Annotated in this window: 11 protein-coding genes and 1 pseudogene; 9 read left to right on the forward strand and 3 right to left on the reverse strand. The window is 69.0% G+C overall.

Annotated elements, in window-relative coordinates:
- The first annotated feature begins 58 nt into the window (after positions 1-58).
- Positions 59-1,105 (forward strand): hypothetical protein, encoded by a 1,047-nt coding sequence (locus JKP76_RS11165; RefSeq protein WP_200490886.1) that lies wholly within the window; start codon positions 59-61, stop codon positions 1,103-1,105.
- Positions 1,106-1,155: 50 nt separating this feature from the next.
- On the opposite strand, the gene JKP76_RS11170 is transcribed toward JKP76_RS11165, so the two are convergent.
- Positions 1,156-2,388: an MFS transporter gene (locus JKP76_RS11170; RefSeq protein WP_200490887.1), complete on the reverse strand. Its 1,233-nt coding sequence runs from the start codon at positions 2,386-2,388 to the stop codon at positions 1,156-1,158.
- A gap of 296 nt (positions 2,389-2,684) precedes the next feature.
- Here JKP76_RS11170 and JKP76_RS11175 point away from each other — a divergent pair, with 296 nt between their 5' ends.
- Together JKP76_RS11175 and JKP76_RS11180 are read left to right on the forward strand one after the other, a co-directional pair.
- Positions 2,685-3,935, forward strand: coding sequence for a hypothetical protein (locus tag JKP76_RS11175; protein ID WP_200490888.1), 1,251 nt, complete (start codon positions 2,685-2,687; stop codon positions 3,933-3,935).
- Positions 3,936-4,032: 97 nt separating this feature from the next.
- Entirely contained in the window at positions 4,033-4,779 is a 747-nt protein-coding gene (locus tag JKP76_RS11180; RefSeq protein WP_200490889.1) for an enoyl-CoA hydratase/isomerase family protein, read from the forward strand.
- Positions 4,780-5,218: 439 nt separating this feature from the next.
- On the opposite strand, the gene JKP76_RS11185 is transcribed toward JKP76_RS11180, so the two are convergent.
- Both JKP76_RS11185 and JKP76_RS23430 read right to left on the reverse strand, forming a co-directional pair.
- Positions 5,219-5,893 (reverse strand): response regulator transcription factor, encoded by a 675-nt coding sequence (locus tag JKP76_RS11185; RefSeq protein ID WP_242471267.1) that lies wholly within the window; start codon positions 5,891-5,893, stop codon positions 5,219-5,221.
- Positions 5,890-7,860 (reverse strand): sensor histidine kinase, encoded by a 1,971-nt coding sequence (locus JKP76_RS23430; protein WP_200490890.1) that lies wholly within the window; start codon positions 7,858-7,860, stop codon positions 5,890-5,892. The genes JKP76_RS11185 and JKP76_RS23430 overlap by 4 nt, the downstream gene beginning before the upstream one ends.
- Before the next feature lie 150 nt (positions 7,861-8,010).
- Here JKP76_RS23430 and JKP76_RS11195 point away from each other — a divergent pair, with 150 nt between their 5' ends.
- From JKP76_RS11195 to JKP76_RS11215, 6 genes and pseudogenes are all read left to right on the forward strand, one after another.
- Entirely contained in the window at positions 8,011-8,724 is a 714-nt protein-coding gene (locus tag JKP76_RS11195; protein ID WP_200490891.1) for a hypothetical protein, read from the forward strand.
- Between the two features lie 1,120 nt (positions 8,725-9,844).
- Positions 9,845-10,531, forward strand: a pseudogene (locus JKP76_RS23435) (SNF2-related protein); the annotation flags it as partial.
- Positions 10,532-11,465: 934 nt separating this feature from the next.
- Complete coding sequence (locus JKP76_RS20920; RefSeq protein ID WP_309232920.1) at positions 11,466-12,599, forward strand: C-terminal helicase domain-containing protein; 1,134 nt, start codon at positions 11,466-11,468, stop codon at positions 12,597-12,599.
- On the forward strand, positions 12,596-13,297 hold the full coding sequence (locus tag JKP76_RS11205) for a DUF4391 domain-containing protein (RefSeq protein ID WP_200490893.1): 702 nt from the start codon (positions 12,596-12,598) through the stop codon (positions 13,295-13,297). Before JKP76_RS20920 ends, JKP76_RS11205 begins: the two co-directional genes overlap by 4 nt.
- 8 nt (positions 13,298-13,305) lie before the next feature.
- A complete protein-coding gene (locus tag JKP76_RS11210) occupies positions 13,306-14,586 on the forward strand; it encodes a site-specific DNA-methyltransferase (protein ID WP_200490894.1) in 1,281 nt (426 codons plus the stop codon).
- Between the two features lie 4 nt (positions 14,587-14,590).
- Positions 14,591-15,280, forward strand: coding sequence for a hypothetical protein (locus JKP76_RS11215; protein WP_200490895.1), 690 nt, complete (start codon positions 14,591-14,593; stop codon positions 15,278-15,280).
- Positions 15,281-15,284: the final 4 nt, after the last annotated feature.

Genomic DNA, 15,284 nt, shown 5'->3' on the forward strand with positions numbered 1-15,284 from the left:
GCGGCCACTCCAGCCGGTCCGACCGGACCGGTCCCTCAGTCAGAGAAGGACACCCCTCATGAACGTGTGGATGAAGCGCGGGCTGCAGACGGCCCTGGTCACCGGAGGTCTGCTGGCCGCCGGTACGGGCCTCGCGTCGGCCGACGAGAACGCGGTCGCGGTGACCGTCCCGATCACCGTCACCGACAACGCCGTGGCGGTGCTGGGCACCGCCGGCACCACGCCGGCCGAGATCGGCCTGCCGCCGCTCGACGGCACCCTGGGCGTCGATATCGGCGGCCTGTCGGTCACGGTTCCGATCAGCGTCGGCGGCAACGTCGCCGACGCCGGGGGCGTCGACCTGGCCCAGCCCGGCGCTGCTCGGGCGGCCGACTCCGGGTCCGGCTCGGCCGTGGACGTCGACGTGCCGGTGGCCGTGACCGGCAACGCGATCGGCGTCCTGGGCGACGCCACCGCGGACGGCTCGTCCGCCGGCACCCCGGCGGCGTCGAGCGGGGGTGCCGACGACGCGTCGCTGCTCGACGCCGACGTCCCGGTGCTGGTGTGCGGTGCCGCTGTCGGGGTCCTTGGGGATGCCGAGGCGACCTGCGCCGAAGCCGTCGCCGGGGGTGCTCCCGGGAGCAGCATCGCGGACGTCGACGCACCGGTCACCCTCTGCGGCATCGCCGCGGGCGTCCTGGGCGACGCGGCCGCGAGCTGCACAGCTCCTTCGCCTGGCTCGGGCGGTCCGACGGACGGCACGGGCCCGGTCGTCGGCGTCGATGCGCCGGTCAGCGTGTGCGGCGTCGGCCTCGGCGTCATCGGTGGGGTGAGCACCACGTGCGGCGCTCCGGTCGCGCCGGGAACGCCGGTGGTGCCGGGTACGCCGGGTACGCCGGTGACCCAGGCTTCCGGTGAGCAGACCGCCCGGGGCGCGGTTCCGGCGAGCAGCGCCGTGACGATGGGCACCGGGGACGGCGCCACCGGGGCGCCTGCCGCCACCGGCTCGACGCTCGCCCGCACGGGTACCTCGGGCGCTCCGGCGCTGCTCGGTGGGCTGCTGGTCCTCGCGCTGGGCCTGGGTCTGACCGCGCTCGGCCGTAGCCGGGCCCGCGGCATCTGCTGATCTGCTGACGATGGGCCCGGCCGCGCTCGAGTGGCCGGGCCCATCGCGTGTCAGGCGGGGACGAGCTCGGGCTCCTCGACGCGCTCCGGCGCCACCGTGTGCGCGAGGCCGGCGGCGACGACGAGCGCGGCGGCCAGGGCAGGCGCAACGAGCCCGGCGTTCTCGCCGGCGCGGTCGACGACGACGCCGGTGACGGCGGAGGCGAGCGCCTGCCCGACGACGACGGCCGAGCCGAGCATCGTCATGGTGGTGGCCGAGCGGCCGGCCGGGCTGAGCTGCGCGGCGAGGCTGTAGAGCGTGACCAGGGTGGGGCCGACGCCGAGCCCGAGGATCGCCAGGGCGACGACCAGGCCGGTCTCGCTGCGGGCGCAGGCGAAGCCGATGGCGGCGGCCAGCAGCAGCGAGCCGAAGGCGAGCCAGCGGGCGGGCAGCGTGAACCGGACCGGGAGCGCGGCCGAGCCGAGGGCCAGCACCGCCGAGCCGATGCCCATGACGCCGTAGAGCAGGCCGGCGCGGTCGCCGTCGCCGTCGGCGGCGAGGAAGCCGGTGAGGCTGGTCAGGGTGGCGCCGAAGAAGATGCCGACGCCGAGGGTGCCGACGACGACGGTGAGCAGCTTGCCGCCGACGAGCTCGCGGGCGGGGGCCTGCTGCTCGGCGGTCTCGTGGGTGCCCGGGTCGACCCGGCCGGCGGGGTGCAGGGCGAACGCGGTGACGAAGACGAGGGTGAGCGCGGCGGCGCCGGCGATGGCGACCCAGGGGGCGATGGCGCTGGCGAGCAGGCCGACGAGGAACGGGCCGACGATGAAGACGGTCTCGTCGGCGGCGGACTCGTAGGCCATGGTGCCGCTGAGCGTCTTCTCCTGGCGTTCGCTCGGGATGTGGCGCCGGATGATCGCGACGAGGCGGGTGCGCGAGAGCGGCGCGACCTGCGGGGCGGTGGCGCCGATGAGGACGGAGAGCGCGAGCAGGGCGGCGTCTTTCGCGCTGCTGGCAACCACCAGGGGGAACGAGCCGAGCAGGGCAGCGTTGAGCAGCCCGACGGGGACGAGGACGCGGCGCTGACCGAACCGGTCGACGGCGGCGCCCAGCAGCGGGCCGGCGACGGCGGTGCCGATGCCGGCGGCGGCGGAGTTGAGCCCGCCGAGGGTGACCGAGCCGCGCTCGGCGACCACGAGGGTCAGTACGCCGACGACCATCATCGCGAACGGCAGCCGCGCGATGAACGCCAGCGGGAAGTAGGTGGGCCCGGCGTGCCGGAGCAGTGGGCTGTCGGTGCGGAACATGACCTCTGGGCATCTGCGGATCAGGCGTGCCGCCTTGATCCGCCGGCGGGGCCGACAGCAGGTAGATGCACGGGACGTTCAGGAACCCGTCGAGCTTACCGACTGACGGCGTTCGCAGCCGTCATCTGCCGTGCGCACCACTCGAGGAGCACCTGAGGGCGCTGGTGCGTGCGTGGTGCGACTCGTGGACGCGCTGGCGGATGAGCACGGGTGAGCGGACTGCGCGGGTCAGGATGCCCCGGGCGCGCGCAGCCATGTCCCCGCAGCGTCCTTTGCCGCATACCGAGGAGCCGATGATGAGTGCCGAACTTCAAGTGATCAGTGACGGGGACGGCCTCGCAGTCATCGGTGACGCAGGGGCGGTCGATCGCTTTCTTGTCTCCGCGGAGCTGCCGTCGCGAGACCTGGGCCTGGAGCGGCTCGGACCGTTCCTGAAGACGGGGAGTGCGGCGGCGCAGGCCGGGGCGCACATCGCTGCCCAATCGGGGCGGTGGGTGAAGCTGACCGAGAAGTCGGCGGCCGCGATGCGGAACAGCCCCCTGATGAAGGGATCCGCGGACGGGGTCAGCCGCGCCATCGCCATGAAGGACAACAAAACCAAGCACATCCTCGAGATCGTGAAGACGTCACCGAGCGGTGTGCTGAGCAACCCGGCGGTCCTGACCGGGGCTGCCGGGCTCATGGCACAGGTCGCGATGCAGCAGACCATGGACGAGATCACCGACTACCTGAAGACGATCGACCAGAAGCTCGACGACGTGCTCCGCGCCCATGAGGACGCCGTCATCGCGGACCTGATCGGGGTCGGTTTCGACATCGACGAGGCCATGACGCTCCGCGAGCACGGCGGTCGGGTCAACGAGGTGACGTGGTCGAAGGTTCAGGCGTCGTCAGCGACGATCGCGCGCACGCAGGCGTACGCACTGCGGCAGCTCGACGCGCTCGCGGACAAGGTGGAGCGCACGTCGACCATCGCTGACCTGGCGAAGGCGGCGAAGACCGCCGAGGCGAAGGCCCAGGAGTGGCTCGCCGTGCTGGCGCGGTGCTTCCAGCTCCAGGACGCGATCGCGGTGCTCGAGCTCGACCGCGTGCTCGACGTCGCCCCGGACGATCTGGACGGACACCGGCGCGGGCTGAAGGCGGCCAGGCAGAAGCGCCTCGACACCATCGCCGAGTGCACGGTTCAGCTGCTGAACCGGATGGACGCCGCAGCGGCGAAGGCGAACGCAAACGTGCTGATGAACCCCATGCAGTCCCCGGCCGTCGTTCGATCGCGGGAACGCGTCGCCCTCGATGTCGCCGGCTTCCACGGCAGCTTGGGGATCGAGTCCGGAGGAGCGGCGCTCGAGGCGAAGGCTTGGCGTGCCGCCGCGGTCGAAGCCAGGGACGCGGCCCTCGCGACGGGGGCCGACGGGCTCGGCGTCGCCAAGCAGCTCGGCACCGAGACCTTCGGCAAGGCGCGATCGGTGACCGGCAAGCTGTCCAGCGGCATTGCCGCGCGAGCAGGTCGTTGGCGTGGCGGCGAAGACAAGGACGACGAGGGCTGAGACGCCATGGCGCAGACCGCCGCGGCCCGTGGTCTGATGCCTGTCAGAGAGGCGGAGCCGGCGTCGGGGCCGGTGCGCTCGTTCGAGAGGTGGGCTCGTGGCCGAAACCGGTGAAGTGCTGCTCGAGGTGGACGGCGGCGTCGCGATCGTGACGCTGAACGCCCCGGACCGGCGCAACGCGCTGACGCCCGGCATGGCCGACCAGCTGATCGCGACCTTCGACGAGGTGGACGCGAAGCCGGAGGTGGGCGCGCTGGTCATCCGCGGCGTCGGCAAGTCGTTCTGCGCGGGCGGCGACGTCGCGACGCTGACTTCGGCCGGCAAGGACCCGGCGACGCCGGACGCCTACGAGGGCATGGGCAAGATCTACGACTCCTTCTACCGGCTGGGCCAGGTCCGCGTGCCGACCGTGGCGGCGGTGCGTGGCTCGGCGGTGGGTGCCGGCATGAACATGCTGCTGGCGGCGGACCTGCGGATCGTGGCTCGCGACGTCCGCCTCCTCGCGGGCTTCCTGCGGCGCGGTATGCACCCGGGCGGCGGGCACTTCGTCATCCTGTCGCGGCTGATCGGCCGGGAGGCCGCGGCGGCGATGGCGCTGTTCGGCGAGGAGATCAACGGCGACAAGGCCGTCGAGCTCGGGCTGGCGTGGGAGTCGCTGGACGACGCGGCGGTCGAGGGCCGGGCGATCGAGCTGGCGCAGCGCGTGGCGGCCGACCCGGAGCTGGCGCGGGTGGCGGTGGGCAACTTCCGCAAGGAGGTCGTCAACGGCGCGATCCCGTGGGACGTCGCGATGCAGTCGGAGCGCCCGGCGCAGATGTGGTCGATGCGCCGCTCGGCCCAGTAGGTCGGAGGGCGCGCCGGGAGCCGGGATGCCGGGCCGGGGCGGGGGAGTGGCCTAGGTTCGATTCTGCGTCCTTCCCCGTCTCCCGGCGCGCTCCCGGCAGGTCCACGGTCGTTCACGACCGGTGGTTCCTCTTGCCCGGGCGGCTCCTCGCGGGCCGGTGAGGACGTGCGGTCCCGTCGTTCTCACCCAGGGAGCTGTGCAGCGTTGTCCGGCCTGCCGTCCAGCGGAGCGTTCCGCCCGATGTCCACCGGCAACTTGCTGGCCGACTGCGAGCGCTGGTGTCGCGACAACCTGCCCCGCCGGGAGGCGTCGGCCCCGAGCGCGACGACGCTTCGTCTCGTCGCGGCGCCCGTGGACGAGCCGGCACAGCTCCGTCGGGGGGCCTTCCAGCCTGGACCCGGCTGGCCCGGCATGTCGATGGCCCGTACCGGTACCTGACTTAGCCGTCCGACCGCCGACCCAGGCCCGGCGCGGCACCCCCGAGCCCCGCGTCCCGCGCCCGGGCCACCGCCTCCGCCCGGCTGGAGACCTCCAGCTTGCCGAAGATCGCCGAGACGACGTTGCGCACCGTCTTGTCCGACAGGAACAGGCGCGCCGCGATCTCCCCGTTGCTCAGCCCGGCCGCGAGCTGCCCCAGCACCTCACGCTCGCGGTCGGTCAGCGTCGGGAAGGCGCTCAGGGCATCCCCGTTAGCGGTGAGCCGGGCCAGCGCGCCGGCGGTGCCCCGGCCGAGGATCGTCTCGCCGTCGGCCACCGCCTCCAGCGCGCGGCGGATCTGTGCCCGGCTCGCGCCCTTGACGAGGTAGCCGCGGGCCCCGGCGTGCAGGGCGGCGGCCACGGCGTCGTCGTTCTCCACCATGGTCAGCACGAGCACCGCGGTGCCCGGCAGCTCCGCGGTGATGCGGGCGGTGGCATCCAGGCCGTTGCCCGCGGCCAGGTGCAGATCCATCAGCACGATGTCGGGGCGCGCGTCGCGGGCCAGCGCGACGGCCGACTCAGCGTCCTCCGCCTGGCCGACGACCTCGGCCCAGTCGAGCGACTCGACCAGGGACACCAAGCCGTCGCGGAACATCGGGTGGTCGTCGACGACGAGCACCGTCTTCAGTTGGCTCATCCCGCCCCCGTCGGGAGGACGGCGCGCACCGTCGTGCCGGCGCCGCCGGTGATCTCGCAGGTGCCGCCGAGCTCCGCCGCGCGCTGGTGCATCGAGCCCAGCCCGACGCCGGTGCGGGCCCCCGGCCGCACGCCGATCCCGTCGTCCTCGACGCACAGCTCGAGCCGTCCCGCCCGGTGACGGATCGAGACGTGCAGCCGCGAGGCTCGCGCGTGCCGCGCCACGTTGGTCATCGCCTCGCCCACGATGCGGAAGGCTGCCACCTCCGCCGCGGCGGGCAGGTCGTCCAGCTCGTCCGGCGCGTCGACAGTGACCTGCAGGCCGCCGTCGGCCAGGCGGGCGGCGTGCGCGCGCACCGCCCCGACCAGACCGAGGTCACCGAGGGCGGCAGGCCGCAGGTCGTCGACGATCCGCCGTACTTCGGCCACGGTGCTGCGCAGGTAGCCGGCCGCCTGGTCCAGCATGAACCCGGCCCGCCCGGGATCCCGTTCGAGCAGTTCGCCGACCGCTTCGAGCTGCATCGCCGTCGCCGCCAGTCCCGGTCCGAGGTCGTCGTGCAGGTCGTGCCGCAGCCGGCGGCGCTCCTCCTCGCGCGAGGTGACGATCGACTCCCGCGAGCGCTGCACCTCCTCCTGCAGCAGCACCGCGTGCGCGACCTGCGCGGTCTGGCGCACCAGCTCGTCGAGCATCGTCCGCACCCGCGGTCCGAGCCCGCCCGGCGGCAGCGCGAGATCCAGCTCGCCCACGGTCCGGCCCTGGTGGACCAGCGGCACGGTCTCGGCGGACGTCGTCGGCGTCCCGTGCGCGACCGGTTCCCGCCCCGGCAGCCGCAGGGCGACGAATGGCAGCCGCAGCGTGCGGGCCAGCACATCCACGACAGCCGGCAGCACGTGCGCGGGCGACGCCGCGGAGTCGACCCGCCGGCCGAGCTCGCCGATGGCGATCTCCGGCTCGACGACGTCCCCGTACAGCAGCCGGTTGACCCGCCGCTGCAGCCCGTCCCGAGCCGGTTGCACGAGGACGGCGGCGATCGCGAAGACCAGCAGGTCGGTCGAGCCGGTGAGGTCGCCGAGCACCGAACCCGCCAGCACCAGCAGCCCGCCGTACACCGCCAGCGCGAGCAGGCTCAGCGCCAGGTAGACGAGGGTCCGCCCCAGCGCGATGTCGAGGTCCCAGAGCCGGGCGCGCAGCAGCGCCCAGGTGACCGCGGCCGGCAGCGGCAGCAGCGCCGCGGCGATCAGCAGGAGCTGCGCCGACGGCACGATCCACGCCAGGGCGACGAGCATGACGGTCCCGAGGGCGCCGGCGAGGACCCAGAGGACCTGGTCCCGCTCCCGGCCTGCGCTCCGGCGCAGACGGACGACGAGGGAGGCGATGCCGAGGACGGCGCTGACGACGAGCAGCAGCAGCGACAGGTTGACGACCGACCAGGCGCCGTCGACCCCGACCGAGTTGCGGACGTCGCCGTACTCCGCGGGCACCGGCTGGTCCTGCTGGTCGTAGGGCGTCAGGGCCCACGCCAGCGGCCCCAGCACGTTGGCTGCCGCCGCGACCGCCGTCGTCGCTCGCCAGAAGCGCCCGGGCAGGGGGCCGTCGGGGAGGACCAGCAGGAGCAGCGTGGGGACCGGCGCGTAGGCGGGCACCCACAGCCACGTCTGCACCCAGTAGGCGAGCGCACCGGCACTCGAGCCCGGGTCGGACGGCAGGATCGCCGCCGCCAGGACCGCCGCCAGCGACACCCCGCCGCTGCACACGCCGACGACGAGCATGAGCCAGCCGGCGGCCAGCCGCGGGCGCTGGGTGATGACCAGGGCGCCCAGGCCGCCGAAGCCGAGCGCGCCGGCGAGCCCCCAGGCGACGGCGTCGGCACCGACGTCCGCTGTCGGCGCGATGACCGCGGCCGCGACCGCGACGGCGGCTCCGCCGGTGGCCGCGGTGACGGCCACGGCGCTCCGGACGTCGATCACCGCGGCATCGTGGCAGCGCGGATGTCCCGGTCGCCAGGGACACACCACCCGCGGGGGAACGGGACAGGCGTCCGATGCGGGGAGGACGGCGCCGTCGCGACGGTGGTTGCAGCCCGGCCGACGGAGCCGGCATCGCGAGGAGACATCCCGATGGACAGCACCACCACCCGGCTCGGCAGCGGCGTCGTCGCCCCGGACCACATCGACGGCCCCGCCGTCCCCACCCCGGCCGCTCCGGCTCCCGCTCCCGGCGTGCACGCCCGCCGCCGCCTGCTGGTGGGCGCCGCCTTCCTGGGCCCGATCGCGCTCGCGGCCCAGTACCTGCTCAGCACGGACGGGCTGCCGCGGGACGAGGCCGGACCCTGGCTGGCCGGCCTGGCGGAGGACCCGACGCGCCAGGTCCTCTCGGTCATCGCCTACCTGGTCGCCATGCTCGCCGGGGTGGCCGGCGCCGCGATGCTGGCGCTCGCCGGTCGCCGCAGCGCCACCTGGCTGTCGGGTATCGCGGCCGCACTGCTGGTTGTCGGCAGCGTGGGCGGCGGCGGCTTCGCCGGCATGCGGCTAGTAGCTATCGAGCTGGCCGAGCGGGGCGGGGCGTCGTCGGTGGAGGCGTGGGAGGTAGTGCAGGACGGTGCGCCGTTCGCCGTCCTGGGCTCACTGGTGCTGATGGCGATCCTGGGCACGCTGGTTTCCGCGGCCGCCGTGGTTCGAGCACGTGCGGACATCGCGGTGTGGGCCGCGCCGGCCATGCTGGTCGGCTTCGTGCTCGCCAGCGGCGAGTTCCCCGTGTGGGTAAGCGTTGTGGGGGAGCTGGTCGTGCTGGCTTCGCTCGTCCCGGTCGCCCGGGCGGCGCTGCGCGCCTGAGGCGAGCCGAGGGCGCCGACCGCGATGGCGGTCGGCGCCTTCGCCGCGTCTGATAGCGGGCAACCCGGCTTGCGCGAAGGGATACGGCCCCGACTTCGGTGAAGGGCTGCTTGACGTGGGCGGCGGCGTCGCGGTCGTGACGCTGAACGCCGCGGACAGGCGCAACGCGCTCACGTCTGGCATGGCTGACGAGCTGATCGCCACCTTCGACGGACTGGCCGCGGCCGGCCGGACGGCGTCGCGCGCCCAGGGGCTGAGCCAGCGGCCGAGAGAAGGCCGAGCAGCCGACGGCATTGAGCCAATTCAGGGCCGCAATCTTCGGATCTGCTCCCGCCCGTATGTACTGTCCGCCGCAGGAGGTACCCATCCGGATGTCGATCGTGATCCCCATCAGCTCGCAAGCGGCCGAGCGAGCCGGTCCCGCTGACCCAGCGGCGGTCGACGCGCCGCAGCCAGTCCCCGGCCGAGCCCCCCTCGCGTCCGTCGCTTCTCTGGTAATGCCAACTGGCGGAGCTGGCGGTCGCATGGGTGCACAAGCGGCCAAAGAGGGGCCGAGTCGGTGCGGGGCAGATGCGGACCTTGACCGAGCTGAAGTTTCGCGGAGTGGCGCATGAAAATCATCGACAATGTCAACGAGCTACTCGGCGACGATGTCAAGGCCGCGATCACGCCTGGGTCGAAGGTCCGCATCGCGGCGTCGACATTCTCAATCTTCGCGTTCGAGGCCCTCCGCAAGGAGCTGGAGCAGGTCAACGAGCTGAAGTTCATTTTCACCTCGCCTTCCTTCGTGACGAGCAAGGCCACGGACAAGCTCCGCAAGGAGCGCCGTGAGTTCTTCATCCCGCATGCCAAGGGTGGCGAGTCGAGCCTCCACGGCTCGGAGTTTGAGATCCGGCTGCGAAACAAGCTCACGCAGCGCGCGATCGCACGGGAGTGCGCGGACTGGGTGCGCCGCAAGGTCACGTTCCGGTCCAACTCAACCGGCAATCCGATGCAGCAATTCGCCGTGATCGACGGCAAGGCTGCCTACATGCCGCTCCAGGGGTTCACGACCGCCGACCTCGGCTACGAGCGGGGCAACGCAGTCTCGAACATGGTGCACCGCGTCGACGATGCGCCGATGACGGCGCAGTACATCCGACTGTTCGACCAGATCTGGCACAACTCAGACCAGCTTGACGACGTCACCGACGCGGTTCACGATCACATCGCCAGCGTGTACGCCGAGAACTCACCGGCGCGCATTTACTTCCTGATCCTCTACAACCTGTTCGCCGAATTCCTCGACGACATCAGCGAGGACGTGCTGCCCAACGATCGCACCGGCTACAAAGATTCGGCGGTCTGGAACTCGCTCTACAACTTCCAGCGGGACGCTGCAACGGGGATCATCAACAAGCTCGAAACCTACAACGGCTGCATCCTCGCTGACAGCGTCGGCCTCGGTAAGACCTTTACAGCCCTCGCCGTGATCAAGTACTACGAGCTGCGCAACAAGTCGGTGCTAGTGCTGGCTCCAAAGAAGCTATTGGAGAACTGGACGAACTACAACGCGAACTTGACGACGAACATCTTCGCCAAGGATCGCTTCAACTACGACGTTCTCGCCCACACCGACTTATCCCGCACCAAGGGTGAGTCTGGGGGACTCCGGCTTGACCGAGTGAACTGGGGCAACTACGACCTCGTCGTCATCGACGAGTCCCATAACTTCCGCAACGCCGACTATGCGGAGGAGAAGGAATCCCGCTACCAGCGGCTGATGCGGCAGGTGATCCGCGAGGGCGTGAAGTCCAAGGTGCTCATGCTGTCGGCAACACCGGTCAACAACCGGTTCAACGACCTGAAGAACCAGCTCCAGCTCGCCTATGAGGGCGAGTCGGAGAGCCTCGCGAAGCATCTCAGCCTGTCCACGACCGTGGAGAGGGTCTTCAGTGACGCCCAACGGGCGTTCAACGAGTGGTCGAAGCTACCGCCAGAGTCTCGCACCCCGGCCGCGATCTTGAAGATGCTGGACTTCGATTTCTTCGAGTTGCTCGACTCGGTCACCATTGCACGGTCACGCAAGCACATCCAGGCGTTCTACGACACCGCCGAGATCGGTGCGTTTCCCGAGCGCATGCCGCCGGCCTCGATCCGTGAGCCGCTTACTGACCTCCAAACGGTCCCGACGTTCAAAGAGATCTTCGAGCAACTGCAGGAGCTAACGCTCGCCGTCTACACGCCGTTGAAGTACGTACTCGATAGCCGCGTGCAGAAGTACGACGACCTGTACAACATCGAGGGTGGAATGGCACGGTCAAACCTCGGGCAGCGGGGCCGTGAGCAAGGGCTGAAGAAGCTGATGACCGTCAACTTGCTGAAGCGGTTGGAGAGCTCAGTCGAGGCCTTCCGGCTAACGCTCGCGAAGATCGAGGGAGCCGTCGACCGCACACTGGGCAGGCTCGACTCTCACGAGGGCGCGATCGCCGACATGAACATCGATTTCGCTGGCCTAGACGTCGATGACGAGGACGCCTTGGGCGCCGACGCGCTCGCGTTCGGCGAGAACATCAAGATCGATCTTGATGACGTCGACGTTAAGTCCTGGCGACGCGACCTGTGGAACGACCGTGAGACGCTCCGCGAATTGCTTGATGAGATGCGGAGGGTCACACCGGAGCACGACCGCAAGCTCCGGGCACTCACGGACCTGATCGCCGGCAAGGCCGCTCACCCGATCAACGAGGGCAACCTGCAAGGTGCTCATCTTCTCGGCCTTCGCCGACACCGCCGAGTACCTCTACCGGGAGCTCGCGCCACGCCTGAGCAAGGCTGGCCTCGAGTCCGCCCTGGTGACCGGCGGTGGTCACACCGCGAGGACCACGCTCGGTCCTGGCTATGACTTCCAACAGGTGCTCACACTCTTCTCGCCGAAGTCCAAACAGCGACACCTGACCATGCCCAAGGCGGCGGGCGAGCTCGACGTGCTGATCGCCACCGACGTGATTAGCGAGGGCCAGAACCTTCAGGATTGCGACTATCTCGTCAACTACGACATCCACTGGAATCCGGTCCGGATCATCCAGCGCTTCGGTCGCGTGGATCGCATCGGTTCCACGAACACGTACATCCAGTTGGTCAACTTCTGGCCCGACATCTCTCTGGACGAGTACATCAACCTGAAGGAACGAGTCGAAAACCGCATGGTCATCGCTGACTTAGCGGGAACCGCCGACGACAACGTCCTGACCCTGGAGGACGGCGACGCAGCCTTCCGCAAGGAACAGCTCCGCAAGCTGCAGAACGAGGTCATCGAGCTCGAAGACGTCCGCACCGGTGTCTCGATCACTGACCTCGGCCTCAACGACTTCCGCATGGATCTTCTGGGCTACATCAAAGAGTACGGCGACCTCGCCAGCGCGCCCAAGGGGCTCCATGCCGTCGTGCCGGCCCAAGCGGACAAGGGACTCAAGCCGGGAGCGCTCTTCGTCCTTCACAACGTGAACACCGACAAGAACATCAACCGCGGCAACCGACTCCACCCGCACTACCTCGTCTATCTCGACGGCGACGGCAACGTCATCGCCGACCACACGGAGGTCAAGTACCTCCTCGACCTCATCCGTGCCGGATGTCGCCCCCACGACGAGCCGGTCGGTGCGGTCACGCGCATCTTTAACTCGGCCACCAACGAGGGCGCTGAGATGGGGCACTACTCGGAGCTGCTCACCGCGGCGATCAGCTCGATGGTCGACGTGACGGCCGAGCGCGACCTGGACAGCCTCTTCTCCGACGGAGCTACGACCGCGCTCACCCAGACCATCGGCGGACTGGACGATTTCGAGCTCATCGCCTTCATCGCCATCGTGGACCCAGCGCAGGGCACCGCATGAGGGATCGGCTGTATCGCTGGCCGGCCGCAGCCCGGTTCGGCCGAACGGTTCCCAAGACCAAGTTCTACGAGCACGCGAGCATCGGATCCACGATCAAGGACCGCTTCGTCTCCGACGTACGACGGATCACATGGGCCTACAAGCTCGCGGAGTCGACGATCAACCTTCCGGGCAGCGTTGAGATCCCAGAGATCCAAGTCTTCGAGATCGGAGCAAAGGAAGAGGACGTCGCGGAGGGCGTGCTCGCTGCGATCGACAAGGCAGTCCGAACTCCGATCATCTTCGAAATCAGCCGGGGAGAGGGCGAGAACGGAACCATCCGCATGGCCGCCGCTCACAAGCAGCTCGGAGCGGGTATACCGAAATTGGGCCCCTACTTCAGCACTGAATGGCAGCCTGTGTCCGGCGAGCGAGTCCCGCTCCCCACAGCCATCGCCCTGATGGGACTGTATACGGCGCTGCTGCAGCCGCTTACGTCCGTAGCGCCACGCGCCGGCGAAAGTGTGTCGGACGTGGTCGACAGACTCACGACAGTTCGGTCGCTGGAGCGCGAGATCGCAGCCTTGGAGCGGAAAATGCGGAACGAACCGCAGCTCAATCGGAAGGTTGAGCTACGACGAGCCTTGAAGTCAAAGCAAGCCGCGCTCACTGATCTTATGGGTGCGACCGACAGCCCGGCCACGGGCAATACGAACTGAGGGCCAACGTGGAGAAGCTCCGAATGGCGTCACCGGACCTGACAGCGAGCAATGTAGCCAAAATCGCTGAATTGTTCCCCCGCGTCATCACAGAGACCGTCGACGCCGAAGGAATTTCGGTCAGTACAGTCGACTTCGATCTGCTTCGCCAGGAACTCTCTGATCACCTAGTCGAGGGGCCGCGGGAGCGCTATCAGCTCGACTGGCCAGGCAAGCGCGCGGCGGCGTTTGCCGCCAACGCTCCGATCGCGAAGACGCTGCGTCCCGTTCGCGACGAGTCGGTCGACTTCGACAGCACGAAGAATCTCTTCATTGAGGGCGACAATCTCGACGCGCTAAAGCTGCTCCAAGAGTCATATCTGGGCAAGGTTAAGGTCATCTATATCGACCCGCCGTACAACACCGGAAATGACTTCGTGTATCGCGACGAGTTCGCGGAGTCGACGGCCGAATATCTACGGCGGTCTCGTCAAATTGATGACGAGGGTGCTCGTCTTCATGCAAACCCGGAGTCCAATGGCCGGTTTCATTCTGACTGGCTCAGCATGATCTATCCGCGCCTAATCCTCGCGCGAAACCTGCTGGCCGACGACGGGGTCCTGATCATGTCGATCGACGATGCCGAATTGGCGAACTTGCGTGCGGTCGCCAATCAGGCGTTCGGCGAACGAAACTACATCGCGACCGTCGTTTGGCAGGGTGGCCGCAAAAACGACTCTCGCTATGTCTCTGTCGGACATGACTACCTGGTGATCTACGCGCGAAACGAGGCGCGCCTTCAGGAGCTCGGGGTTCGGTGGCGAGAGCGCAAGACCGGTGTCGATGAGGCGTTGGCTGCGGGGCGGGAGGCGTGGGCCGAGAGTGGTTATGATGCCGCCGCAGCAACGTCCATTTATCGTGCGTGGCTCTCCATGCAGCCGGATATCACCGCCGCCGTGACGCGCTTCAAGACTATCGACGACACCGGCCGCATCTACAACGCGGACAAGGATCTCGGTTGGCCGGGAGGAGGGGGACCGCGATTCGAGGTGCTGCATCCTGTGACGGGCAGGCCGGTCTCGATCCCCAGCACCGGGTGGAGGTTCACCGAAGCCAGGCTCAAGGAGCAGATTGAAGCCGGCCTCGTCGAGTTCGGACAGGACGAGAAAAAAATTCCGCGGGGGCAAAACCTTCCTCGAAGAGCTGGACAGTCAAGTCGCAGAGTCGGTCTTCACCCAGATCCGAACGACTGCTTCGCAACGTCTGGCGCGCCTTGTCGGACCAGGCGTCTTCGATTACCCCAAGGATGAGTATGTGCTGGCCAGATGGTTCGACGTTGTGACGGGATCGGACCGGGAAGCCTTGGTCATGGACTTCTTCGCGGGGTCGGGCTCCGCCGCGCATGCGGTGATGCACTTGAACTCCGTTGACGGCGGGTCTCGGCGTTTCATCATGGTTCAACTCGACGAGGAGACGCCGGAGAAGTCCGGTGCCCGTGAGGCCGGCTTCACTCAGATCGGGCAGATCGCTCGTGAACGAATTCGGCAGGTGGGCTTGAGACTCCGCGAGGAGGCGGGCATGACGGGAGACCGTCTCGATATCGGTTTCAGAACGTTCCGCATCGACTCCTCCAACATGGCGGACGTCCTACGTTCCCCTGATGACACCGACCAGCTCCAGCTGAGCGAGCTGGAGCACAGCGTCAAGCCTGGACGGTCCGGTGAGGACCTGCTTTTCGAAGTCCTGCTTGGCTGGGGGCTGGACATCTCCACACCGATCGCCGTCGAGAGCGTCGAAGGCTACGAGGTCTTGGTCATGGAGGACGATGTCCTGATTGCCTGCTTCGAGGACAACGTGAGCCCCGATCTCGTGCGGTCGCTCGCCAAGCGCGAGCCGCTTCGCGCCGTGTTTCGTGACTTTGGCTTCGATTCCGATGACGCGCGCATCAACGCTGAACAGATCTTTAAGGAACTCTCGCCTTCTACCGATGTGAAGGCCGTCTGACCTA

Source organism: Blastococcus sp. TML/C7B (assembly GCF_016612845.1).
Taxonomy (GTDB): domain Bacteria; phylum Actinomycetota; class Actinomycetes; order Mycobacteriales; family Geodermatophilaceae; genus Blastococcus.